Annotated in this window: 21 protein-coding genes; 7 read left to right on the plus strand and 14 right to left on the minus strand. The window is 66.5% G+C overall.

Annotated features, from left to right (window positions below; all coding sequences use genetic code 11):
- The first annotated feature begins 6 nt into the window (after window positions 1–6).
- Window positions 7–1524 (plus strand): sensor histidine kinase, encoded by a 1518-nt coding sequence (locus FF090_RS02320; protein ID WP_175423476.1) that lies wholly within the window; start codon window positions 7–9, stop codon window positions 1522–1524.
- 41 nt (window positions 1525–1565) lie between these two features.
- On the opposite strand, the gene tgt is transcribed toward FF090_RS02320, so the two are convergent.
- A complete protein-coding gene (gene tgt, locus FF090_RS02325; protein WP_138855195.1) occupies window positions 1566–2693 on the minus strand; it encodes a tRNA guanosine(34) transglycosylase Tgt in 1128 nt (375 codons plus the stop codon).
- Between the two features lie 78 nt (window positions 2694–2771).
- On the opposite strand from tgt, the gene FF090_RS02330 reads away from it, so the two are divergent.
- Window positions 2772–3548 carry a substrate-binding periplasmic protein gene (locus tag FF090_RS02330; protein ID WP_138855196.1) on the plus strand — a complete coding sequence of 259 codons (777 nt, stop codon included), beginning with the start codon at window positions 2772–2774 and terminating at the stop codon, window positions 3546–3548.
- An 8-nt stretch (window positions 3549–3556) separates the two neighbouring features.
- Here FF090_RS02330 and FF090_RS02335 read toward each other — a convergent pair whose 3' ends face one another.
- Genes FF090_RS02335 through FF090_RS02345 form a run of 3 tightly spaced genes read right to left on the minus strand, consistent with a single transcriptional unit; the run spans window position 3557 to window position 4790 of the window.
- Complete coding sequence (locus FF090_RS02335) at window positions 3557–3871, minus strand: hypothetical protein (protein ID WP_138855197.1); 315 nt, start codon at window positions 3869–3871, stop codon at window positions 3557–3559.
- Window positions 3868–4422 carry an RNA polymerase sigma factor gene (locus FF090_RS02340; RefSeq protein WP_175423477.1) on the minus strand — a complete coding sequence of 185 codons (555 nt, stop codon included), beginning with the start codon at window positions 4420–4422 and terminating at the stop codon, window positions 3868–3870. The genes FF090_RS02335 and FF090_RS02340 overlap by 4 nt, the downstream gene beginning before the upstream one ends.
- The gene (locus FF090_RS02345) at window positions 4392–4790 is read right to left on the minus strand and encodes a DUF6249 domain-containing protein (RefSeq protein WP_138855199.1); all 399 of its coding nucleotides are present in this window, start codon (window positions 4788–4790) and stop codon (window positions 4392–4394) included. Before FF090_RS02345 ends, FF090_RS02340 begins: the two co-directional genes overlap by 31 nt.
- An 82-nt stretch (window positions 4791–4872) precedes the next feature.
- Here FF090_RS02345 and FF090_RS02350 point away from each other — a divergent pair, with 82 nt between their 5' ends.
- A complete protein-coding gene (locus FF090_RS02350) occupies window positions 4873–5466 on the plus strand; it encodes an IMPACT family protein (RefSeq protein ID WP_138855200.1) in 594 nt (197 codons plus the stop codon).
- Here FF090_RS02350 and FF090_RS02355 read toward each other — a convergent pair.
- Complete coding sequence (locus FF090_RS02355) at window positions 5460–6101, minus strand: NAD(P)-dependent oxidoreductase (protein ID WP_138855201.1); 642 nt, start codon at window positions 6099–6101, stop codon at window positions 5460–5462. The genes FF090_RS02350 and FF090_RS02355 overlap by 7 nt on opposite strands.
- Window positions 6102–6215: 114 nt before the next feature.
- Here FF090_RS02355 and FF090_RS02360 point away from each other — a divergent pair, with 114 nt between their 5' ends.
- Window positions 6216–7109: a LysR family transcriptional regulator gene (locus FF090_RS02360; RefSeq protein WP_138855202.1), complete on the plus strand. Its 894-nt coding sequence runs from the start codon at window positions 6216–6218 to the stop codon at window positions 7107–7109.
- A gap of 51 nt (window positions 7110–7160) precedes the next feature.
- Complete coding sequence (argG, locus tag FF090_RS02365; protein WP_138855203.1) at window positions 7161–8498, plus strand: argininosuccinate synthase; 1338 nt, start codon at window positions 7161–7163, stop codon at window positions 8496–8498.
- On the opposite strand, the gene FF090_RS02370 is transcribed toward argG, so the two are convergent.
- From FF090_RS02370 to panB, 5 genes are all read right to left on the minus strand, one after another.
- A complete protein-coding gene (locus FF090_RS02370; RefSeq protein ID WP_138855204.1) occupies window positions 8499–8951 on the minus strand; it encodes a hypothetical protein in 453 nt (150 codons plus the stop codon).
- On the minus strand, window positions 8948–9982 hold the full coding sequence (gene queA / locus FF090_RS02375) for a tRNA preQ1(34) S-adenosylmethionine ribosyltransferase-isomerase QueA (protein ID WP_138855205.1): 1035 nt from the start codon (window positions 9980–9982) through the stop codon (window positions 8948–8950). Before queA ends, FF090_RS02370 begins: the two co-directional genes overlap by 4 nt.
- Window positions 9983–10015: 33 nt before the next feature.
- Window positions 10016–10510 (minus strand): peptidylprolyl isomerase, encoded by a 495-nt coding sequence (locus tag FF090_RS02380; protein WP_175423478.1) that lies wholly within the window; start codon window positions 10508–10510, stop codon window positions 10016–10018.
- A 232-nt stretch (window positions 10511–10742) separates the two neighbouring features.
- Complete coding sequence (panC, locus tag FF090_RS02385) at window positions 10743–11573, minus strand: pantoate--beta-alanine ligase (RefSeq protein ID WP_138855207.1); 831 nt, start codon at window positions 11571–11573, stop codon at window positions 10743–10745.
- A 3-nt stretch (window positions 11574–11576) separates the two neighbouring features.
- The gene (panB, locus tag FF090_RS02390; RefSeq protein WP_138855208.1) at window positions 11577–12383 is read right to left on the minus strand and encodes a 3-methyl-2-oxobutanoate hydroxymethyltransferase; all 807 of its coding nucleotides are present in this window, start codon (window positions 12381–12383) and stop codon (window positions 11577–11579) included.
- Between the two features lie 291 nt (window positions 12384–12674).
- Between panB and FF090_RS02395 the strand changes: the two genes are divergently transcribed.
- A complete protein-coding gene (locus FF090_RS02395; protein ID WP_138855209.1) occupies window positions 12675–13595 on the plus strand; it encodes a LysR substrate-binding domain-containing protein in 921 nt (306 codons plus the stop codon).
- On the opposite strand, the gene glpD is transcribed toward FF090_RS02395, so the two are convergent.
- A complete protein-coding gene (glpD, locus tag FF090_RS02400; RefSeq protein WP_246071493.1) occupies window positions 13577–15064 on the minus strand; it encodes a glycerol-3-phosphate dehydrogenase in 1488 nt (495 codons plus the stop codon). The genes FF090_RS02395 and glpD overlap by 19 nt on opposite strands.
- Before the next feature lie 25 nt (window positions 15065–15089).
- Here glpD and glpK point away from each other — a divergent pair, with 25 nt between their 5' ends.
- Window positions 15090–16547 (plus strand): glycerol kinase GlpK, encoded by a 1458-nt coding sequence (glpK, locus tag FF090_RS02405; protein WP_138858265.1) that lies wholly within the window; start codon window positions 15090–15092, stop codon window positions 16545–16547.
- Between the two features lie 53 nt (window positions 16548–16600).
- Here glpK and FF090_RS02410 read toward each other — a convergent pair whose 3' ends face one another.
- The 3 genes from FF090_RS02410 to FF090_RS02420 form a co-directional block, all read right to left on the minus strand.
- On the minus strand, window positions 16601–19441 hold the full coding sequence (locus FF090_RS02410; RefSeq protein ID WP_138855211.1) for a TonB-dependent receptor plug domain-containing protein: 2841 nt from the start codon (window positions 19439–19441) through the stop codon (window positions 16601–16603).
- A gap of 185 nt (window positions 19442–19626) precedes the next feature.
- Complete coding sequence (locus tag FF090_RS02415; RefSeq protein ID WP_175423480.1) at window positions 19627–22650, minus strand: ATP-binding protein; 3024 nt, start codon at window positions 22648–22650, stop codon at window positions 19627–19629.
- Window positions 22631–23776, minus strand: coding sequence for a response regulator transcription factor (locus tag FF090_RS02420; RefSeq protein ID WP_175423481.1), 1146 nt, complete (start codon window positions 23774–23776; stop codon window positions 22631–22633). Before FF090_RS02420 ends, FF090_RS02415 begins: the two co-directional genes overlap by 20 nt.
- Between the last annotated feature and the right edge of the window lie 43 nt (window positions 23777–23819).

Genomic DNA, 23819 nt, shown 5'->3' on the forward strand with positions numbered 1-23819 from the left:
CTGCTGATGCACCCGGCGCTGCTAATCCTGTTGCTGGGCGCGCTGGGCCTGCTGAGCCTGGGCATGGCGTGGTTGATCCGGGAACGACGTCGGGATCGCCACCGGTCAGCGACCTTGGAGGCAGCATTGGCGCGCTCGGAGGAGGCGTTGCGCTGCGTCGATGAGCGCTTGCGCCTGGCGCTGGAAGGGGGCAGCGACGGACTGTGGGACTGGCCCGACGTGAGTCAACCCTCGGGCTGGTGGTCGCCGCAGTTCTATCGCTTGCTGGGCCTGGAGCCGCAGGAGGCCATGACCGACACCTCCTTGTTTTTGGAGACGGTCCACCCCCGTGATCGTGAACCCTTGATGGCCAATTTGAGCCGTGCTATTTCCGAGCTGTCGCGTTACGAGGCGGAGTTCAGGGTTCGCATGCCTGGCGGTGAGTACCGCTGGTTTCGTTCGCGCGCGCGGGTATGGCGCGACGGCGAGCGTGTGCGCATGGCGGGTGCGCTGCAGGACATTGATGAGTTGAAGCGCGCCCAGGCCGAACTGGCGGACATCTTTGCCGCCAGCCCGGATGCCTATATGGCCTTTGGTGCGGAGGGTCGATTGCGCTATGTGAGTCCGGCCCTGTCCACGCTGTGCCCAGCGCTGGCCCAGGTTTCGTACAACCTGCCGCTGTCGGATTGGCTGCGGCAACTGCAGGACCTGCATGGCGATCCCACGTTGCCCGCACCCGAGCTGGGGGCGCCGACGCTGTTCCAGCAGCAGAGGCCGCAGCCGCGGGTGCTGCAGCTGAGCAGCCACCCCGGGCGGGGCGATGGTGGCATTCAGACCCTGCTGCAGCTGCGCGATGTCAGTGCCGAGATGGCTGTGGACGCGCTGAAGAGCGAGTTCATCAGCACCGCCGCCCATGAGTTGCGAACGCCCATGGCCACCATCTATGGCTACATCGAGCTGCTGCTGTATCGCGACATGCCGGCCGAGCGCGCCCGTGGCTATTTGCAGAAGGTCCATCGCCAATGCGCGGCAGTGGTTGGGATCACCAATGATCTGCTCGACCTGGCGCGCATCGAGTCACGCGGCCGGGCGGATTTGGACCGGGTGCGCATGGATCTGCGCGCCTTGGTCGAGCAGGCCTTGGCGGATTGGGAACCCGCGGAAGGACGGCTTGCGCCTCAGCTGCGACTGGGCGCGCGGCCCTTGTTGGTCTACGTGGACCTCACTTTGATGAAGAAGGTGCTGCGCGCGCTGCTGTCGAACGCCTACAAGTTCTCAGAGCAGGATGTGGAGGTCGAGGTGCAGGAGCGCCTGGGTCGCGCTGCGGTGGCGATTCGTGATCGTGGCATCGGCATGGATGCGCAGGCCCTGGCGCGGGCAGGAGAGCGCTTCTGGCGCGCCGACCCCAGCGGTGCGCGGCTGGGCGCCGGCCTGGGCCTGGCCATCGCGCGCGAGCTCTGTCAGTTGATGGACGGCGTGGTGGAGCTGGAAAGCCAGCCCGGCCAAGGCACCACGGCCTGGGTGATGCTGCCGTTGACGACCTGAGCCGGGCTCTTCCGCGTGGCCTCGCCTAGTGTGAAAAGGCCCTAGACGCCGCGTGCGCGGTCCGCGTGGAACTGGGCGCGCCAGGCCGCGAACTGACCTTGATCCAGCGCCGCGCGAATTTCGCGCATCAGGTTCAGGTAGTAGTGCAGGTTGTGGATGCTGGTCAGCATGGGGCCCAGCATCTCCCCACACCGATCCAGGTGGTGGAGGTAGGCGCGGCTGAAGCTGGCGCAGGCCACGCAACTGCAGGTCGGGTCGATCGGGCTCTCGTCCGTCTTGTAGCGCGAGTTGCGCAGGCGCAGGTCGCCAAAGCGGGTGAACAGATGGCCGTTGCGCGCATTGCGGGTGGGCATCACGCAGTCAAACATGTCGATGCCATTGGCCACGCCCTCCACCAGGTCTTCCGGCGTGCCCACGCCCATCAGATAGCGCGGCTTGTGGGTGGGCAGCAAGGGTGCGGTGTGCGCCAGGATGCGCTTCATGTCTTCTTTCGGCTCGCCCACCGACAGGCCACCGATCGCGTAGCCGGGGAAGTTGAGCTCGCTCAGGCCGGCGGCGGAGACGTCGCGCAGGTTTTCGAACATGCCGCCCTGCACGATGCCGAACAGGGCATTGGGGTTCTCCAAGCGCGCGAACTCGTCGGCGCAGCGCTTGGCCCAGCGCAGGCTCATCTCCATGCTGGCGCGCGCCTCGCGCTCGGTGGTCAGCCGGCCTTTGGTTTCATAGGGCGTGCATTCGTCGAACTGCATGACGATGTCGCTGTTCAACACGGTCTGGATCTGCATGCTGACCTCGGGGGTCAGGAACAGCTTGTCGCCGTTGATGGGGCTGGCGAACTTGACGCCCTCCTCGCTGATCTTGCGCATCGCGCCCAGGCTCCAGACCTGGAAGCCGCCGCTGTCGGTGAGGATGGGTTTGTTCCAGGCTTCGAAGCGGTGCAGGCCACCGAACTGCTTCATCACATCCAGGCCAGGACGCAGCCAGAGGTGAAAGGTGTTGCCCAGGATGATCTGCGCGCCCATGCCCTCCAGGTCGCGGGGCATCACGCCTTTGACCGTGCCGTAGGTGCCCACGGGCATAAAGATGGGGGTCTCGACGACGCCGTGGTTGAGCGTCATGCGGGCACGGCGGGCGGCGCCTTCTTGGCGCAAGAGTTCGAATTGCAGCATGGAGCGATTGTCGCGGTGTCAGTGCGCGTGCGTGCTGGTGTCGTTGCGGGCTCCTACACTGCAGCGGCGGAGGTTTCGATGCGGGTGCTCTGGCTGCTGGTGGGACTGTTCTTCATGGCGCAGGCGCAAGCCTGTGGTCCTTACCGCTTCGCCTTCGTGGTCTATCCCGGCCTTTTCGAGCGCGACGCGCAAGGGCGGGAATTCGGGCTGGATGTTGACCTGCTGCAGGCCATGCGCGAACGCAGTGGCTGCCAGTTGGACGTGCAGGTGGCCAATCCGGCGCGCATCTGGCCGGCGATGGCGCGGGGCGAAATTGATATTGCGGCCTCCTCACTGCGCACGCCCGAACGGGAAGAGCAGGTCGAGTTCCTGATCTTTGCGCGCAGTCGCGTTCAGTTGTTGATGGGGCGCGCCCAAGCCCAGTCCACGCCCAGTTTGGCGGCCTTCAACGCCGACCCTGCCCTGCGCTTGGGTGTGGTGCGTGGCGGCGCCTATGCGGCCGTGGTTCAGCAGTGGGTGGACAAGCTGCGCGCCCAGGGGCGGGTCAGCGAGAGTGCCGACAAGGCCAGCCTGCTGCGCGCCTTTCGGGTGGGTCGGGTCCATGCAGTGCTGGCCTTCCCGATGGAGCTCTACAGCAGCAGTGCTGTGTTCGAGGAGCATGAGGTGCTGAAGGACTGGTGGCCCGAGCACAGTGCGGATGGTGGTTGGGCCCTTTCGCGGGCACGCGTGACGGCGGCCGACCGTGAGCGCCTGCGCCAGGCCGCACGCAGCCTGCTGCAGGATGGCACCGTGGAGCGCCTGGCCGAGCGCACGCTGGGCCCGGCGCTGGCGCGCAGCTATGTGATCACGCGCTGAAGCCCGTTTCAGTGCCAGGCACTGCCGGGCGACTGCGGCACCGACCACCAGACCAGCAGACCCAACATCAGCAGGGTTGCAAGGCTGAGGTCCAGTGCGGGCAGGCCGCCCAGTAGCGGCATGCTCTCCAGCCAGAGGGCGCCCAGCCCCAGGCCCACAGCGGCCAGAGCAGGCGTTTGCAGCGCCACAGGTCGGCTCGGCGCGCGGCGAGCCGGAGCCTGCGAGGGCAGGCTTGGCATCAGCCGGGTGGCGAAGTCCGCGGCCTCGGCATCCAGCCCCTGGGCATCCTGGCGCAACAGGGCATCGAGTTCGGCGTCATTCATGGCGTTCTCCAATCGGCCAGCCAAGTTCGCATCTTGGTGCGCGCGCGCAGCACCTGGGTCTTGACCGTGCCCAGCGGCCAGCCCAGCACGGCAGCGGCCTCGGCGTGCGACAGCTCGGCATAGCAGCACATCAGCAAGGCCTCGCGCTCGGGCTCGCGCAGCTGCGCCAGCGCCCGTTCCAGGTCCAGGCGCAAGGCCCCATCGGGGGGGGCGCCGGCTGAAGGATCGGTCTCACCATCATCCACGGGCTCTTCGCGTCGCCGACGCCGGTGTTGCAAGTAGGCGTTGTAGGCCAATCGAGTGAGCCAGCTGCGAAAACGCGCCTCGCCGCGAAACTGCGGCAGGCCCAACCAGGCGTTGCAGAAGGCTTCCTGGGCGAGGTCATCGGCCAGCTGATGCTCATGGCGGCACAGCCGACGCAGCAGCTGGCGCAAATAGCCCTGGTGCCGCCGCACCAGGGCTTCGAAGGAGGGCCGAGAGCCCGCTTGCGCAGCGGCGACCCACGCCGACTCCTGTTCGATCACTGGGGCGTGCGGGGTTCCAGCTTCCACAGCAACAGGAAGCCCAGGCCCAGGCACACCGGGACCAGGCCGATGGCCCACAGCCACGAGCCCGGCCGCATCACGGCAAACATGCCCATCAGGCCCAGGCCTGCCGCCAAATTGATGACCCCGCTGCGCAACTGCGTGGTGGCTGTGTTGCGCGGCGACGCGCTGTCCTCACCGCGAAAGGCGCTGCCATCCAGCAACTGCGGAGGGATGGGCTGACCCGCTGCGCTGAGGCGGCGCACGGTTTCGTGGACGGCCTCTTCGTGCCGCGTCTTGTTCACGTAGTAGGCAATGATGGCCACGATAGGGATCAGCAGGGCCACGATGGGAATCAGGAAGGGCAGGATGTGACGCAGTTCGAGGGTGTCCACGAGGGCTCCAAAGTGGGGTGAATGATGCGGCTTGGATGCGCCAGCCCCTGGCTTTGGATTCAAGCCTGCGACAATTTTTTCAATGCCCGATACCCTGGCCGCGCCTGCACAGGCCGAAACCTTGATCAAGAAGAGCCGCTTCATCGCTTGCGTGGAGCCGGCGACCGACCGCAGCATGGCGGTGGCACGCGTGGCTGAGTTGCGCGCCCAACATCCGCAAGCGGCCCATGTGTGTTGGGCCTTGCTGGCGGGGGGGCAAAGTGCCGCCAATGACGATGGCGAGCCGGGTGGCACCGCCGGCCGACCGATGCTGGAGGTGCTGCGCCATCAAGGGCTGGAGCAGGTGCTGGCGACCGTGGTGCGCTACTTCGGCGGCGTCAAGCTCGGGGCCGGCGGCTTGGTGCGCGCCTACGGCGATGCGGTCTCGCAGGCCCTACAGGGCGCGCCGCGTGTGGCGCTGGTGCGCCGCGTGGCCCTGGCGGCGGCCGTGCCCTATGCGCTGGAGGGCGTGCTGCGGCGGGAGCTGGCTGCAGCAGGTATCGAGATCGAGCTGGCTGAGCACGGCAGCCTGGCCCTGCTCCACTGGCAGGCGCCTGAGGACCAGGTGGCGGCCCTGCGCCAGCGCCTGACCGATGCGACCCAGGGTCGCATCGATTGGCGCAATACGGATCAGTAGGCCACGGTGAAGCGCTTGCCCTGGTGCGCGGGGGCTCCCAGTTCGTCCACCAGGGCAACGGCCAGGTCGGCCACGGAGATGCTCGAATGTCCTTGGGCATCGGTCAGCAAATCATCCTGACCGAGTCGGTAGTTGCCGGTGCGCTCGCCGGGTACCAGATGCGCCGGCGGCGAGACATAGCTCCAGGCCAGGCCCAGGCGGTTGCTTTGCAGGCGCTTCAGCACCTCGCGGGCGGCCAGGGCGGCGGCCTTCCATTCGGCCGGGAACTCGGGGGTGTCCACCAGTTGCAGGCCGGGGGCCACATACAGGCTGCCGGCTCCGCCCACTACCAGCAGACGGCGGCCGGCCTTGGCCACGCCTTGCGCGATGGCGTCATAGCCACGCACGGTGTCCTCATACAGCGCCGGATGGGTCCAGCCGGGGTTGAAGGCGCTGATCACCGCGTCGGCCTGCGCGGCCGCGGCGGCCACCGCTTCGGGGTCCATCACATCAGCCTGCAGGGCCTGCATCCCTTCTTGAGGCGCCAGCTTGGCGGAGTTGCGGGCCAGCGCCAGCACTTGATGCCCGCGCGCCAGCAGTTCTTGCAGCAGGGCGGAGCCGACAAAGCCGGTGGCACCAATGAGGACGACTTTCATGGGGTTCTTTCTGGCCGCTTGGGCCTGTCGGTTGCGATGGGTTGAATTGTTCTGACTTCACAATGCGCAGAGAAGTCCTCGGAAAATACGTTCATTGATTAGTAGAACTTCACAATGCTCGATCAGATTCGCCGCATGGCCGTTTTTGCCACCGTGGTGCAGCACGGCAGCCTGGGGGCGGCCGCGCGGCAGCTGCAGACCAGCACGTCGGCTGTCAGCCAGCAGTTGCGCGCGCTGGAGCGTGACCTCGGGATCACGCTGCTGCATCGCAGCACCCGACGCCTGGCCTTGACGACCGAGGGCGCGCGCTTTCACGCTGGATGCGCAGCCATGTTGGCCGCCGCCACCCAGGCCCAGGAGCAACTGGCCCAGGCGCGCGACGCGCCCGAAGGCGAGTTGCGCATCAGCGCTCCGGTGGGCTTTGCCAAGCACCTCGGTCCGGCTTTGGACGCCTTGTTGCGCGCCCATCCCAACCTGCGTTTGCACCTGGAGGTGGAGGACCGCTTCACCGACCTGCTGGCCCGTCGCATCGACCTGGCGATCCGCTTCGGGCGATTGCCCGACAGCCCCTGGACCGCACAGCGCATCGGCGAGAAGCGCATGGGTCTGTTCGCCGCGCCCCGCTATCTGTCGCAACTGGGCCTTCCGCGCGAAATGGATGATTTGCGGGATGCGGATTGGCTGATGCTGGGCGAGGACTGTGAGGCCCGCTCGGCGCCTTTCGGCTTGTCGCTGACCCTGCGCCCTCGCATCAGCTGCAACAACCAGCTGAGCCTGCAGCAACTGTGCGAGGCGGGTCAGGGTCTGGCGGTCTTGAGCCTGGAGGATGTGGCGGGCGCCGTGCAGGCCGGGCGGCTGCTGCGCTTGCTGCCGGAGTGGCCCCTGCCCGTGTTGCCCATTTATGCGGTGGTGCCCCAGCGCGATGCCCAACCCGCCAAGGTGCGCCATGCCATTGCCGCGCTGAAAACCTATCTGGCCTCCGCCAGCGGCGAACGCAACTCGACCTAGCCAGCCCCTAAAGTACCGGGTTTCCCCGGTACCCCACACGAAAGAGCGCCCGTGTCCGCCACCATCCTGCAATCCATCCCCGTCGGCCAGCGCGTCGGCATCGCTTTTTCCGGTGGCCTGGACACCAGCGCCGCTGTGCACTGGATGCGAGCCAAGGGCGCCGTACCCTGCGCCTACACCGCCAATCTGGGTCAGCCGGATGAGGCCGATTACGACGAGATCCCCCGCAAGGCCTTGGCCTATGGGGCCGAGATTGCGCGGCTTATCGACTGCCGTGCCCAACTGGTGGCCGAAGGGATTGCCGCCATCCAGTGCGGAGCCTTCCACATTTCCACCGGCGGGGCCACCTACTTCAACACCACGCCCCTGGGCCGCGCCGTGACGGGCACGGCCCTGGTGGTGGCGATGAAGGAGGATGGCGTCAACGTCTGGGGCGACGGCAGCACCTACAAGGGCAATGACATCGAGCGCTTCTACCGCTATGGCCTGCTGGCCAATCCGGCGCTGAAGATCTACAAGCCCTGGCTGGACCAGCGTTTCATCGACGAGCTGGGCGGCCGCAAGGAGATGAGCGAGTACCTTGTCGCCAACGGCTTTGACTACAAGATGTCGGTCGAGAAGGCCTACAGCACCGACAGCAATCTGCTCGGCGCCACCCACGAGGCGAAGGACCTGGAGTTCCTGAACAAGGGCATCCGCATCGTCAATCCCATCATGGGCGTGGCCTTCTGGAAGGACGAGGTGGCGGTGAAGGCCGAAGAGGTCTCGGTGCGCTTTGAAGAGGGTGTGCCGGTGGCCCTGAATGGGCGCGAGTACGCCGATCCGGTGGAGCTCTTCCTGGAAGCCAACCGCATCGGTGGCCGCCATGGCCTGGGCATGAGCGACCAGATCGAGAACCGCATCATCGAAGCCAAGAGCCGCGGCGTGTACGAGGCCCCGGGCATGGCCCTGCTGCACATCGCCTACGAGCGCCTGGTCACCGGCATTCACAACGAGGACACGATCCAGCAGTACCGCGCCAATGGCCGCCAGCTGGGGCGTTTGCTCTACCAGGGCCGTTGGTTCGATCCGCAATGCCTGATGCTGCGCGAAACCGCCCAGCGCTGGGTGGCGCGCCCCATCACCGGCGAGGTCTGGCTGGAGCTGCGCCGCGGCAACGACTACACCCTGCTGGACACGCAGAGCCCCAACCTGACCTATGCGCCCGAGCGTTTGAGCATGGAGAAGGTGGAGGACGCTGCCTTCACGCCGCTGGACCGCATCGGCCAGTTGACGATGCGCAATCTGGACATTGCCGACACCCGCGACAAGCTGGGCGTCTATGTGCGCAGCGGGCTGATCGGCAAGGACTCGGGCGGCAGCATGCCGCTGCTGACGGGCGAGGCCTGATCAGACGCTGTCCAGCTTGGCTTGCAGCCAAGCTCGCGCCGCACCTTCGTCGGCAAACTGCTGGAATGGGGTGCCGGCCTGCGCAAAGCAGCGCACAAAGGGCGCCTCCATCAGTTCGGCGGCCTCCACCTCGGGCGGAACGACATGGGCCACCGCCAACGGCGCCAGCCCCGCCGCCTCCACCTGCTGGAGCATCTGTGTGAAGGCCCCCAGGGCCTCTGCGGTGACGAGGGCGCTGCCGAAAAAGCGAGCCATCAACACCCAGGGCCCCCGGGCCCGCATGGCGATGAACTGCTGCTGGGTCAGGGCGCCCAGGGCCTGCACCAATTCCAGATTGAAGGGCCCCTCGGCGCGGCTGTACATCCAGGGCCATTCCGCCCGCAGCTCCACCCGGCCATGGGCTGGGAAGCTGCTGTGAGCGAAGGCGTCGGTATTCGCGGGGTGGGGCTTCATGCTTCGGTACGGCGCTCCAGCAGCATTGCATCCCCATAGCTGAAGAAGCGGTAACGCTGCTGCACCGCATGAGCGTACAGCGCCTTCATGTGCGCGTAGCCGCTGAAGGCGCTGACCAGCATCAGCAGCGTGCTCTTGGGCAGGTGGAAGTTGGTGATCAGGCGGTCCACCACGCGGAACTCGAAGCCCGGGGTGATGAAGATTTCGGTCTCGGCCGCGCCGGCTTGCAGCGTGCCGCTGCGCGCGGCGGACTCCAGTGCGCGCAGGGTGGTGGTGCCCACGGCGGTGACCTTGCCGCCCCGGGCGCGGCAGGCCGCGATGGCTTCCACCGTGCTGGGCGGAATCTCGAAGCATTCGCTGTGCATGCGGTGTTCGGCGATGTTTTCCACCCGCACGGGCTGGAAAGTGCCGGCGCCCACATGCAGGGTCAAATGGGCGCGCGGGCAGGGCAGGGCGGCCAGCAGGGCCGCGTCGAAATGCAGTGAGGCCGTGGGCGCGGCCACCGCGCCTGGCTTGGCGGCGAAGACGGTTTGATACCGCTCCACATCCTCGGCGCCATCGCCATGCTCGATGTAGGGCGGCAGCGGCACATGGCCAAAGCGGTCCAGCAGTGCGAAGGGGTCGGACTCAAAGCGCAGATGGAACATCCCGCCATCCGGCCCACAGCGCCCCAGCACCTCGGCATCAAAGGCATCGGCCAGTCGCAACTGGCTGCCGGGCTTGGGCGACTTGCTGGCTCGCACATGGGCCCAGACCTCGTGGGTGCCTGGCAGCACCCGTTCCACCAGGGCCTCCACCGTGCCACCGCTGGCCTTGCGCCCGTGCAGGCGCGCCTTGATCACCTGGGTGTCGTTGAAGACCAGCAAATCCTCGGGTGCCAGCAGGCCGGGCAGTTCGCGGAACACGCGATCGACCGGTGTATGGCCCCGGCCATCCAGCAGGCGCGAGGCGCTGCGTTCCGCCGCCGGGTGCTGGGCAATTAGCTCCGGCGGGAGTGCGTAGTCAAAGTCGGAGAGCGTGTAGAGGGCCATGGGGCGCATTGTCCCCATGGCCGAGAGGCGTGCTCAGTTGGCGCGCTTGACCCAGTACACCAACACCTCGGTGCGCGGCAGGCTGGTGCCCGGGTAGACGGGCTCAACCTTGATGGCATCAACCACCGGCAGCCCGGAAATGATCCAGCCAAAGGGCGCATAGCCGCGTTGGGCTCGGGTGCCGTCCAGGCCGGGGTTGTTGCGGACGTTGACGAACCACTGGGCGTTGGCCGAGTCATAGGCGTCTCCGCGTGCCATCGATACCATGCCGCGCGCGTTGGTCAAGGTCGAGAGGTCTTCAAGTCGAATGTTGGGGAACAGCGGTGGCTTGTAAATGCCGCCGGGGGAGTAGCGCCCGCCTTGAAAGACAAAGTCACTCTCAATGTGATGGATGAGCGTGTTGTTGTAGAACTGCGCGTCGACGTACCGCAAGAAGTTGGTGCTTGTGATGGGGGCGTCTTGGGGCTGCAGTTCGATCACGATCTCGCCCCGGCTGGTCAGCATGCAGACCACAGGTTGGGTGCGCATGGCCGCTTCTGCGAGTCCGGCGGTGCTGCAGAGTTGCGTGGGCGCGTTGGGCAGAGGATTGGGTGCCGAAGCCAAGGGCGGCGCTGCGTCTCCCCCGCCGCCGCAGGCAACCAAAAGAAAGGGAAATAAGGCCGCGGTGCTGAGACGCAAGGCGTTCATGGAGGGACATCAAGAGGGAAGGAGAGCGGCACAACGCGTGGACATGCCACGCGTTGACCATAGTGGCTCTGCCTCAGGCCTCGATGTTGTCAATCAGCCGCGTGCTGCCTAAACGGGCTGCCCCCAGCGCCACCAGAGCCTGGCCCTCGCGGGCGGGGCTGAGGTCGTGTTGGCAGCGCAGGGTCAGGTAGTCGGGTTGCCAGCCCTGGGCGGCCAGGCGGTCGATGGCTTCGCCCTCCATGCGCTCGCGGTCGCGCAGGCCGTTCTGCCATTCGGCGATCAAGGCCTTGAGGGCAGCGCTGAGTTGCAGGGCCTGGACCTTGTGCGCCTCGCTCAAATACGCATTGCGACTCGACAGTGCCAGCCCTTGAGGGCTGCGTGCGGTGTCCAGACCGTGAATGGCGATGGGCATGGCCATCTGCTCCACCATGCGGCGGATGACCATCAGCTGCTGATAGTCCTTTTTGCCGAACACCGCGAGCTGGGGCTGGACGATTTGGAACAGCTTGGCCACCACGGTGCACACGCCGGTGAAGAAGCCGGGGCGGAACTGACCTTCCAGGATATCGGCCAGCTCTTTGGGGGGCTGGATCTTGAAGCCCTGCGGCTCGGGATAGAGCTCGGCCTCGGATGGCGCAAACACGAAGTCGCAGGCGCCTTGCGCGGCCAGGCGCTCGCAGTCGGCTTGCAGGGTGCGGGGGTACTGGTCGAAGTCTTCGTGCGGCAGGAACTGCAGGCGGTTGACGAAGCAGCTGACCACCACGGGGGCCTGTGGTGCTAGCTCACGCGCCCGCGCCACAAGGGCCAGATGGCCGTCGTGCAGATTGCCCATGGTGGGCACAAAGGCGGCGCGACCGGCGCCGACTGCCGAACGCAGTTCGGCAATGCTGTGAATCAAACGCATGGATCAGGTAAAGGCGTGCACCGCCTCATCGGGGAACTGGCCGGATTTGACCTCGGCCACATAGCGCGCCACGGCCCCGGCAATGGAGTCGGTCCCCGACATGAAATTCTTGACAAAGCGCGGACGACGGCCGGGGGTGATGTCCAGCATGTCGTGCAGCACCAGCACCTGGCCTGAGCAATCCAGGCCGGCACCGATGCCGATCACCGGCACCGGGCTCCAGGCCGTGATCTCGCGCGCCAGGGCGGCCGGGATCATTTCGAACAGCAGCATCTGCGCGCCGGCCTCGACAAAGGCGCGGGCCTGCTCCTTCACATGCTCGGCCGCGGCGCCACGGCCCTGCACCTTGAAGCCCCCCAGGGCCGAAACGGTTTGGGGCGTGAAGCCCAGGTGGGCGCAGACCGGGATGCCGCGCGCGGTCAGGAAGCGCACGGTGTCCACCGCCCAATCGCCGCATTCCAGCTTCACCATATGGGCGCCGGCCTGCATCAGGGCCAGGCTGCTGCGCCAGGCCTGCTGAGGGCTCTCGTGGTAGCTGCCGAAGGGCAGATCGCCCAGCAGCCAGGCGGTCTTGTTGCCCCGGGCGACCAGTCGGGTGTGATAGACCATGTCGGCCAGCTGCACCGGGGTGGTGGTGCTTTCGGCCTGCAGCACCGTGCCCAGGGAATCACCGACCAGCAGGATGTCCACACCGGCCTGATCCAGCACATGGGCGAAGGCGGCGTCGTAGCAGGTCAGCATGGCGATTTTCTCGCCGCTGGCGTGCATCTCTTGCAGGCGGTGCAGGGTGACGGGTTTGCGCTCGGACATGGGCGGGCTCGTCGCTGAAATCTCAAGGGGAGCGCAGTGTAGGCTTGCGCCCTTGATCCTAGATCTGGCAGCTGACCGCTTGCTGCCGCATGAAAGGTCAAGCGCATCGATGGCTTGCTCTCACAAACTCGTTCACCTTACTACTGCCAACGCTTTGCGCCCGCTGGTCTGGCGCTTCGGGCCGCTGGCGGCGTTGCTCGCCCTTGCGGGCGGATGGCCCGCTGCGGGCTCGCGCCTTGCCAGCAACCCGCCTCGCCAGGCCCTCGGGCGCAATCAACTGCCATATCTAGGATGACCCTGACCGAACTGCGCTATCTGGTGGCCGTGGCGCGCGAGCGTCATTTCGGCCGCGCCGCCGAGGCCTGCCATGTCTCGCAGCCCACCCTGTCCGTGGCCATCAAGAAACTCGAAGAGGAGCTGGACGTCAAGCTCTTCGAGCGGGGTGGCAATGAGGTGAGCGTGACGGCGCTCGGTCAGGAGCTGGTGCGTCAGGCTCAGGTGGTGCTGGAGCAAGCCGCATTGATGCGCGAGATTGCCAAGCGCGGCAGCGATCCGCTGGCCGGGCCGTTGCGCTTGGGTGTCATCTACACCATCGGTCCCTATTTGCTGCCGGCCCTGGTGCGTCAGGTGATTGCACGCACGCCGCAGATGCCGCTGCTGCTGCAGGAGAACTTCACGGTCAAGCTCTTGGAGATGTTGCGCACCGGCGAGCTGGATTGCGCCATCCTGGCCGAGCCCTTCCCCGACACCGGGCTGGCGCTGGCGCCGCTTTACGACGAACCCTTTCGCGTGGTGGTGCCGGCCGGTCACGCGCTGGCTGCGCGCCAGGTCATCAGTGCTGAGGAGCTCAAGCGCGAGACCCTGCTGCTCCTGGGCAATGGCCATTGCTTTCGCGACCATGTGTTGGAGGTCTGCCCCGAGTTTGCGCGCTTTGCCAGCGGCGCCGAGGGCATTCAGAAGAGCTTTGAGGGCTCCTCGCTGGAAACCATCAAGCACATGGTGGCCTCTGGCCTGGGTATCACCGTGCTACCCGAACTCTCGGTGCCGCGCGAGGCCTCGCACCTGCACATGCTGAACTTCAGCGCCCCGGTGCCCAGCCGCCGTGTGGTGCTGGCCTGGCGGCGCAGCTTCACGCGCTATGAGGCCATTGCCGCCTTGCGCAATGCGGTGATGGCCTGCGAGCTGCCCGGGGTTCAGCGCATCAATGCTTGAACGGCGCGCTCGACCGCGTCGCGTTGTTCCGTGCTGAGGCGCAGTCCCAGCTTGCTGCGTCGCCACAGGAAGTCGTCGGCGCTCTTCACGTCCTCGTGCTCGACCGCATCTTGCAGTTCGGCGCTGCTAATGCCCGGGACGACTTCGGTGCCGGGCTCTTTTTGCAACAGCGCCCGCGCGCGGCTGCCATGGGCCAGGGCCCAGCGGCGGATCAACTGCGGGTCACGATGCGGAAACTCCCGCCGCAACTGTTCGATGAAGGCGGGCAGCGGGCCGCAGTCGCCACCGGGCAGGCTGGCATTCAGCGTCCAGGCCTTGCCACCGCCCAGCAGGGGGCTGATCAGGTCGGCCGCCTGTTCGGCCAGCAGCCGGAAGGTGGTGATCTTGCCGCCCCAGACATCCAGGCGCGCGGCCTGGCCCGGTGCGGCCAGCAGGTCCAGCCGGTAGTCCCGTGTGATGGCCTTGGGGTCGTCGGCTTCATCGGCCAGCAGGGGGCGGATGCCGGCGAACTGCCAGCGGATGTCGGCGCGGGTGACGGGCTCACGCAGCCAGCGGCTGGCCTGCTCACACAGGTAGTCCACCTCGCCGTCCTGTGCCTGCGCGCGCCGGCCCAGCTGGGTGATCTCTTGATCGGTGGTGCCCAGCAGGGTGAAGTCGTCTTGGTAGGGCAGCGCGAACAGCACGCGGCCGTCGGGGTTCTGCAGCAGGTAGCCGGCGCCGTGGTTCCAGCGCCGTGGAATGACGATGTGCGTGCCCTGCACCCAGCGCAAGGCCGGGGGGCGGGCCTCGCCGCAGGCCTGGCCCAGCAGCTCGGCGGCCCAGGGGCCGGCGGCGTTGACCAGTGCCCGCGCCTGCACTTCAAAGGGCGCAGCGCCCTCGGGTTGCAGGGTGGCGCGCCAATGCGGAGTGGCCCCGTCGATGCGCTCGGCCTTCACCAGCGCGCAGCGGCTCTGGGCCCGGGCGCCGCGCTGGCGCGCATCCAGCACGCAATGCCAGACCAGACGGGCGTCGTCCACCCAGCCATCGGAGTAAGCAAACCCATGGGTGAAGCGCGCCTGCAGCGGTTCGCCATAGGGCTGGCCGGCCAGCTGCTCGCTGCCTGAAGCCGGCAAGAGCCCCAGCGGCGCCAGGTGGTCGTAGAAGAACAGGCCCAGGCGGATCATCCAGCGCGGGCGCTGGGCCGGGTCATGTGGGAGCACCAGGCGCAGCGGCTGCATCAGATGCGGGTTGGCCTTGAGCAGGCGCTCCCGTTCCTGCAGGCTCTTGCGCACCAGGCCGAAGGCGTACTGCTCCAGATAGCGCAGCCCGCCGTGGATCATCTTGCTGCTGGCGCTGCTGGTATGACTGGCCCAGTCATCCCGTTCGACCAGCATCACGGACTGGCCGCGCCCGGCCAGATCGCGGGCGATGCCCGCGCCGTTGATGCCACCACCGACTACCAAGGCGTCAAGCATGTTGGAATCCTGCATGCCGATCATTGTGAGGGGATGAATGATGGATTCTTTAGTGCTGGCTCTCGACCAGGGCACCACCAGCTCGCGCGCCATTTTGTTCAATGCCGCAGGCGAAAACCTGGCGCAGGCGCAACAACCCTTCGAGCAGCATTTCCCGCAGCCGGGTTGGGTGGAGCATGACGCTGAAGAGATCTGGCGCAGCCAGTTGGCGACCGCGCGGCAGGCGCTGAGCGGTGTGGATGCGGCGCAAGTTGCTGCGATCGGACTGACCAACCAGCGCGAGACCGTGGTGATCTGGGAGCGCGCCAGCGGCCGCCCGCTGACCCGTGCCGTCGTCTGGCAGGACCGGCGCACCTCGGAGGACTGCGCCCGGCTCAAGGCAGAAGGGCATGAGGCGCTGGTGCGGGCCCGCAGCGGCCTCACCCTGGACCCCTATTTCAGCGCCACCAAGATCGCCACCTGGCTGCACCAGCACCCCGAATGGCGCGCTCGGGCGCAAGCGGGCGAGCTGGCCGTGGGCACCATCGACAGCTGGCTGATCTGGAACCTCACCGAGGGCCGCGTTCACGCCACCGACGTGACGAACGCCAGCCGCACCCTCTTGATGAACTTGCACAGCGGCGAGTGGGACGAGGACCTGCTGCGTCTCTTTGAAATCCCGCGCGCCCTGCTGCCGGAGATCCGCCCCTCGGCGGCCGACTTTGGCCACACCACCCTGCTCGGCGGTTCGATCCGCCTCGGCGGCGTGGCGGGGGACCAGCAGGCGGCCCTGTTCGGCCAGGGCTGCGTGCAGGCAGGTCAGGCCAAGAACACCTATGGCACGGGCTGCTTCTTGCTGATGCACACCGGCGCGCAGGCGCTGGCTTCCACCCACGGCCTGCTGAGCACCCGTGCTGCGCAGGTGGGCGCGCAGCCGCAGTTCGCGCTGGAGGGCAGTGTGTTCATCGGTGGCGCGGTGGTGCAGTGGTTGCGCGATGGCTTGCATGCGATTGGCGCCAGCCACGAGGTTGAGGCCCTGGCGCGCTCGGTGCCCGATAGCGGTGGCGTGGTTTTCGTGCCGGCCTTCACCGGGCTGGGCGCGCCGCATTGGAAGCCCGACGCCCGCGGCGCCATCTTGGGGCTGACACGTGGCAGCACCCAAGCCCATATCGCCCGCGCGGCCTTGGAGTCCATTGCCTTTCAGTCGGCCGACTTGTTGGATGCGATGCAAGCCGACGCGTCTGCGGAAGGCATTCGCCTCAGCGAGCTGCGCGTGGACGGCGGCGCCTGCGCCAATGACTTCCTGATGCAGTTCCAGGCCGATGTGCTGGGCGTGCCGGTGCTGCGGCCGCGCAATCTGGAAGCCACCGCCTTGGGTGCCGCGCGACTGGCGGGATTGCAGGCAGGGGTCTGGGGTGAGGGCGGGGGGTTGGCGGTGGAGCGGCGATTCGCGCCCGGTCTTTCGCCTGGAGTGGATCCACGCGCAGTCTGGCGTTCCGCGTTGCAAAGGGTGCTGTAAGCCGGAATGAAAAAGGCCCCGCCGAAGCGGGGCCTTTAAGGACCGAAGTTCGCTTAGAACGAGTACTTCGCGTTCAGGTAGTACTGACGGCCAATCGGGTTGCCATAGGTCGGGTCGAAGCCCACCTGGAAGTACAGGCTGTTGCGCGAGGCTGGCGGATCCTTGTCCAGCAGGTTTTTGACGCCGAAGGTCAGGCCCAGGCCCTTCATGACTTCACCAGTGAGCTGCATGTCCCAGGTTACGTTGGCCTTGACCTTGCGCACCAACGGGTAGTCTGCGCCGACCAAGGTCGAGTCGGTGTAGTCCTCATAGGCTGCGGTGTAGTTGTTCGTCAGGCTGGCGCCGATCTTGCCCATATTCCACTGCAGGGTGGCGGCATGACGGTAGCGCGGGGCCGAACCGAAGTCCTTGAACTTGCCCAGATCGCTGGTCTTGGCCAAGCCGGTGTACTGGTAGCCATGGGTCACGAACAGGGTGCTGTCATACAGCACCGCGAACTTGCCCATCTCGCCCGCGTTGAAGCGGAACTGCGCGCTGAAGTCCACACCCGAGGCGTAGGTCTTGGCAGTGTTCTCAAACGGCAGATAGATGTAGGCGATCGGCAAATCCGGGTTCTGACTGCCCTTGATCGGGTTGTTCAGGCTGCCCAACGCAGCGGGGTCCGTGATGCGCGGGTCGTAGCGGTAGATGTAGTCCTTGTTCTGCACCGGACTGCCCAGCACCTGAGCCTCCGACTTCGGCACGATGGGATCCTTGATATCGACGTTCCAGTAGTCGACCGCAAAGGTCATCGAGGGGGTCGGCGAGAAGCCCAGGCCCAAGGCAAACTGGGTTGACTTCTCAGGCTTCAGATTGCGGTTGCCCGAGAAGCCAGCGGCCAGTTGGATGTTGCATTCATCCTGAACCTCTTCGACGGGGTTGGCCGTGTTGTTGATAGGCACGCCGTTCGGGCAACGGATGGGGTCCGACCAGTTCGACGCCGTGTTGTTCGAGGTCGACAGAGGACGCAGGTTTTCGTACAGGGTCGGGGCGCGATAGCCCTTGGCCACCGAGCCGCGCAGGGTCAGTTCGCGCATAGGCTGGAACTTCACGCTGGCCTTGGGGCTGAAGGCATTGAAGCTGGTGCCGAAGTCGTTCTTGTACTTGTCATAGCGGGCCGCGCCGGTCAGCTCGAAGCCCTTGGCTACGGGGTACACCGTCTCTGCCCAAACGCCGGCCACCTTGCGGCCGCTGGAGACACTGGGAATGGCGCCGTCGCCACCGACCTCGTCGCCGCTGGCCAGCACCGGCTCTGAGACCTGGTCGATCAGCTCCTGGCGGTAGTTGGCGCCCATGCCCAGGGCCCAGGGGCCGTTGGCGGTGGCCATCAGCTCGCGCGACATGCGGAAGTCAAACTCGGTCGAGCGCGACTTGGCCGTCTGTTGGCGCTGGCCGCTGATCAGGGCGGAGTCGAGCAGGGCCTGGCTGGTGGCATCTTGCGGGCCAAAGATGTTGATGTTGCCGCTGTCCAGCAGCGGCTGCAGCTTGGCGTAGCTGAACTTGCCGGGGCCGAAGTAGATCTCGCCCTTGTTCTTCGACATCACGACGGCGGCGTCGTAGTCCCAGCCGCCGATGCTTCCGTTGGCGCCGATCATGAAGCGGTCGTTCTCGGTCTCGGTGATGTCGGAGCGGCCGCCACCGGCCACCGTGCGCCAGCGACCCGACAGATTGCCGGCCGGCGTGACCTGCATGTCGGCGCCCAGCACGGTGTCGGCAGCCAGCACGCTGCCATTGGGCATGATGTAGCCGGCTGGCAGGGTCATGCCCTTGGGCAGGGTGATGGCGGTGGGGTAGAAGCGCGTGCCCGGACGGATTGCGAACGGGAAGCGGACCACCTCGGTATAGGGTGCCGGCGAGTAGAAGGACTGCGATCGGTCACGGGTGTGCATGTACTCCAGCACCAGTTGATGATCGGCATTCAGCTTGATGATCTGGCGGCCGCTGAAGGCCGCGCGGGTCTGCTCGGGCACCAGGTCAATGAACTTGACGTAATCGGTGGCGCACTGGGTCGGGTCGCCGACATTGGCCAACGCGAACGCAGGAGAATTGCAGCCGTTGTAGCGCAGCGGGTTGACGCCGGTGTACTCATTGCCCCGGGTGTCGGTGAAATTCAGGTTGGGAATACCGTTGCGCGTGGACACTTGGGCAACGCCCAGCTCGGGACGGATGCCCGAATTGGCGAAGGGGCGTTGTACGGCCTTGAGCCGATCGATGTGCTCGTAGCTGCCGGTCAGGACCAGATTGAAGCCCTGCTTGTCGTAGTCGCCAAAACCCGCGGCGATCGAGGCATTGCGGCCATCGGCGCCCTTGTTGGCGGTCTTGGCCAGGCCGGCTTGGATCTCCACGCCCTGGAAGTCCTTGCGCATGATGAAGTTGATCACGCCAGCCACGGCATCGGCACCGTACAGGGCCGATGCGCCGTCGCGTAGGATTTCCACGCGTTCCACAGCGGCCAGCGGGATCGAATTCAGATCCACGGGGCTGTTGCCGAATGCGAAATTGGCAATGCGACGACCGTTCAACAGCACCAAGGTGTACTTGGAGCCCAGGGCGCGCAGATTGGCCTCTGACGCATTGCCGGTGGCGCCGACGTTATTGTTGGCGACCGCGCCGCCAAAGTTCGAGGGCACCAGATTGACCAAGTCCTGCACGGTGGTGGCACCGGTGCGAGCAATGTCTTCCTTGGTGACGATGGTCAGCGGCAGCGCGCCTTCGGCGGCAACTCGCTTGATCGACGATCCGGTGACTTCCACGCGCTCCAGTTGCTGCTTGGTTTCTTGGGCAAATGCTTGGCCAGCGGCCAAGCCGCCGAAGGCGACGGCCAGGGCGGCACAAAGACGGGTAGGTTGACGCATCAAAACTCCTCAAACACTTGTGGGTTCGACATCGGGCTGACAGACTCAGCTCGCAGTCCAGGGACGAATGCACCCTGGGTGGGGTCGGATTGTTGGAGTTCTGGGAGGAGGGGGTCTGGCTGGGTTAACCCTTGGAATGTGGCGCGCGCGCCTCACCGAGGTCGGGGCTGACCTTTGGCATCTGGTCAGGCGGCTTGATCTAACCAGTTCGCCAGCGAATCAAGCTGGCGCTGCAGCAGGATCTTCAGTTCGGTCTGCTGCTGCTGCGTCACGGTCAGGGCGGATTGCTCCAGTTCGCCTGCGCCGGTAGCGAGTGCTGTCAGCCCCAGATTCCCCGCCGTCCCCTTCAGCCGATGCGCCCAGGCGCGCAAGGCCTCGCCGCCTTCGGGCATGGGTTGGCGGTATTGCTGTTCAAAGTCGGTCAGCAGACGGCGCAGCAGGGGGGCCTTGCCAGCGCACCGTGCCAGGGCGGCGGCGTAGTCCCAGCCGAGGATGGAGGTTGCTTCCGGCTTGGCGGGCGCAGGCGGGGCCGGTTCGGTGGGGGTGGGTGTTGTTGGGCTCGCAGCGGGGCGAAGGCGTGCCATCAGGGCCTCAACCAGACGGCTCAGTTCGACCGGTTTGGTGATGTGCCCTGCCATGCCGGCGGCGCGTGAGAGCTCCACTTGCTCCGGCAGGGCGTGAGCCGTCAGGGCAAACACCGGCAGCTCGGGGCGGCGGCTGTGCAGCAGCCGGGTGGTCTCGTAGCCGTCCATGCCGGGCATTTGCACATCCATCAGCACCACATCGAATGGCGGACAGTCCGGCGCGTCCATGCAGGCCAGGGCCTGGGCACCGCTATCAGCCTGCTGGCATAGGGCACCTTGGCTTTGCAGCATCTCCATCAAGATGGCGCGGTTGAGCTCCACATCGTCCACTACCAGCACGCGCAGACCGGCCAGCTGGGCGCTGGGGGTTTGAGGGCGGGGGCCACTATCTCCTGGTGCCATGCCGGTGGGCTCGGCCAGAGCGACACAGGGCAGGTGCAGGGTGAATGTCGAACCCTGCCCCAGGCTGCTCTGCAGGTTGATGTCGCCGCCCATCAGCCGGGCCAGGCGGCGGCTGATGGAGAGGCCCAGGCCCGTGCCACCGAATTGTCGGGTGGCTGACACATCGGCTTGTTCAAAGGCCTGGAAGATGCGTTCTTGCTGAGCGGCGTCGATGCCGGGGCCGGTGTCGTGCACCGCGAACCATAGACGACCATCATGGGCTGAGACGCGCACCAGCACTTCGCCCTGCTGAGTGAACTTGAGGGCGTTGCCGATCAGATTGACCAGCACCTGGCGGGTGTGCAGAAGATCCAGCTGCACCCGTCGGGGCAGTTCACCCTCGACTTGTAGACGCAAGCCCAGGCGCTTTTCACGCGCCCGTGCTTCCAGCATGGCCAGGGCGCCACGCGGAGGCTCCAAGGGGTCCACCACATCGCAGGAGGTCAGGTATTTGCCTGATTCCAGCTTGGCGAAGTCGAGGATGTCGTTGACCACGCCGAGCAGGTGCTCGCCGGCGCTGCGGATGCCCTCAAAGGCCTGGCGCTCGTAGGCGCCGGCTGGCTCTCGCAGCAGGGCCAATTGGGCCAGGCCCAGCACGGCATTCAGCGGGGTGCGAATTTCATGGCTCATATTGGCCAGGAAGTCGCTCTTGGCCTGGGCCAAGCGCTGGGCGTCGTCGCGGGCCTGCTCCAACTCATGCTGCAGGCGCTTGAGGGAGCTGATGTCGGTGCCCAGGGTCAGCACGGTGTAGCCGCCGACTTCGCTGTCCTGCATGGCCACCGAGGTGAACAGCAGCTCGCGTAAGCCCTCAGCGGGGTGGACCAGCGCCTGCTCGTAATGCTGCACCCCGCCGACGCGCAAGATTTCGGCATCGGTGCTGGCGATCTGCGCGGCCTCGGCGGCGGGCAGGAAGTCGTGGCTGCGGCGGCCCAACACCTGTTCGCGCCGCCAGCCGCTGCTGCGCTCAAACTGGCGGTTCACCAGTTGGTAGCGGCCGCCGCCGTCGCGGATGGACAGCGTCAGGGGCAGTGCCTCCAGGATGGCCTCCATGCGCTGCTGCTGGGCCTGCAAGGCCTGGGTGCGGGCGCGCACCTGGGCCTCGAGCTGCTCGCGCGCCTGGGTCAGGGCCGCTCGGGCTGCCACCTGGGCGCTGATGTCATGTCCAAACACCACCACTTGGGGGTCGGTGTCCTGGTGTTGGGCCAGGGTCTTGATGTCCCACCAGATCAGGGTGCCGTCGCGCCGCTGCGAACACCACCATTGGTATTGCGGGCCTTGGTTGAGAGTGCGCTCAAAGAGGCGCAGGGCCTCCTCGCGACCATAGCCCTCGCCGGGCATGACCCAATCGGGGCGCAGCTGTTCCATGCGCTCCACGCCATAGGCCTCCAGGGTGCGCTGATTGGCGTAACGGATCACGCCATCCTTGCCGCCAAAGATCAGCACCGCCGTGAGCGAGCCTTCCAGCAGTTGTCGCTGGCGCGCCTCTGACAAGCGCAGTTGCTCGGCCGCTTCGTTCTGTTGCTGAAGACTGTCGGCCAGCAGCAATCGCGAGCTCTCGGCCGAACCGAGCGCGTCAAAGAACACTTGGCTGTAATGAATGACGAGCCAGCCGCCTAGGAGAAGTGCGGCGGAGTGGCCTAGAACCAGTACGGCCAAGGGGGTTGGGCGGGCGTCGCTGGGGCCGGGAATCCACCCCATCCACTGTCCAAGGGCCACGGCGGCTACGCCAAGAAGACTGAGTGCCAGGGCGCGTTTGGCCGCACGCGGTGACACCAGCAGGCCCAGCGCCAGCACGACGACGACCAAGGCCGGCAGGCCGGCATCGGACAGCCCCGTTCCAGTGATCCAAGGCAAAGACAGCAGCAAAGACAGGCTGGCGCCGCCAAACCACGCCATGGCCGCATGCACACCGCGGCGCTTCAGGCGCCAGTAGGAGAAGGCGCACATCAGGCTGAAGGCCAGGCCCAGGCAGGCAATCAGTGCCAGCTGGGCGGGCGGCAATCTCCCGCCGCCCCACCAGGTGGCGGCCGCCTGTGCCAGGCCGGCCACACCGGCCACGGCCAGCATGACGGCGACCCCGTGGGCCATGCGCTCGCCCAGCTCGCGCTGCGCCCGCGCGGCACCGGCGGCTTCGGGCAGCGGCTCGGCGGCGGGCTTCAAAGCCTCAGGGTTTGAGTTGGGCACGCAGTTGACTGCTGATTTCGCGCAGGCGGGCATCCAAGGCCTGGCCCTGGGCCAGTTCAGCCAGCACGGATTCGCGGTGTCCGCGCACCAGTTCAATCAGATGGTCTTCCTGCACGCTGGTCAGTCCCAGTTGCAGAAAGCTGGTTTCGAGGCGTTCATTCAGGTGCTCGCATTGGTGCGCAACAGCCAGTTGCTGCGCCTGGCTGCGTGCGGAAATGTCCGCCAAGGCCTGATGGGTCATCTGGACCAAGCGGCTGAGTTGATCCAGGTCGCGAACGGCCTGGGCCGAATCAATCGCGGCAAGGCGTTGCAGGGCGCCTTCCATCAGCAGGGCGATGTTGTCGCGCACGCGGCCGATTCGCTCAGCCTCCTCGCGCTCGGCGCTGGGGTTGGCCAGCGGCAAGCCGCGCACGAAGAGCAACACCTTGCCCCAGTGGAAGCCTGCATGGGGCCCCACGGCGTGCAGGCGCTGACTGGCGTCGGCGCTCTGCAGATGATCCAGCAGGCTGGACTCCAGCGCACTGGCCGGGCCACGCTGGTTGCGCGAGATCGTCGCGCTCAGGCTGCAAAGGCGCACACAGGCCTCGAAGCCGAACCGCTGCACCGCCTCCAGCAGCGCCAGCGCCAGGGCATCGGGGGTGGCGCAGCTTGATGCCGCACGCTGGAAGTCCAGCACCACACCGGTCTCGCCCACCATGTCGGCGCTGGCCAGTGCGGCGTTCATCACCTCATCCAGTTGCTGAGCCAGTTCGCGCTCGCGGCCGTTGTGCTGCAGCACCCGCCGCACCTTGGCCAGCAGCTCTTCGGCATCAAAGGGCTTGGTCAGGTAGTCCTCGCCGCCGGCCGAATAGCCCCGCAGCCGTTCCTCCAGGCCTGTCAAGGCAGACAGAAACATCACCGGCAACTGGGCGCCCTGGGGCGCGGCCTTGATGCGCTCGCAGCACTCGTAGCCGCTCATGCCCGGCATGTCGACATCGAGCAACACCAGATCAAAGGGGCGCGTGAGCGCAAGATCCAGCGCCGCCGAGCTGTCAGCAACGGCCGTGACCTGATGCTCATCCTCCAGCGTGGCCTGGAGCATCTGCAGGGTCAAGGTGTCGTCGTCCGCAAGCAGGATATTGGCCATGGAGCCTCCCTTTTGGATCTGACTGTAATGGCCTGAAGTGCTG

This window comes from Inhella inkyongensis (genome assembly GCF_005952805.1).
Lineage (GTDB): Bacteria > Pseudomonadota > Gammaproteobacteria > Burkholderiales > Burkholderiaceae_C > Inhella > Inhella inkyongensis.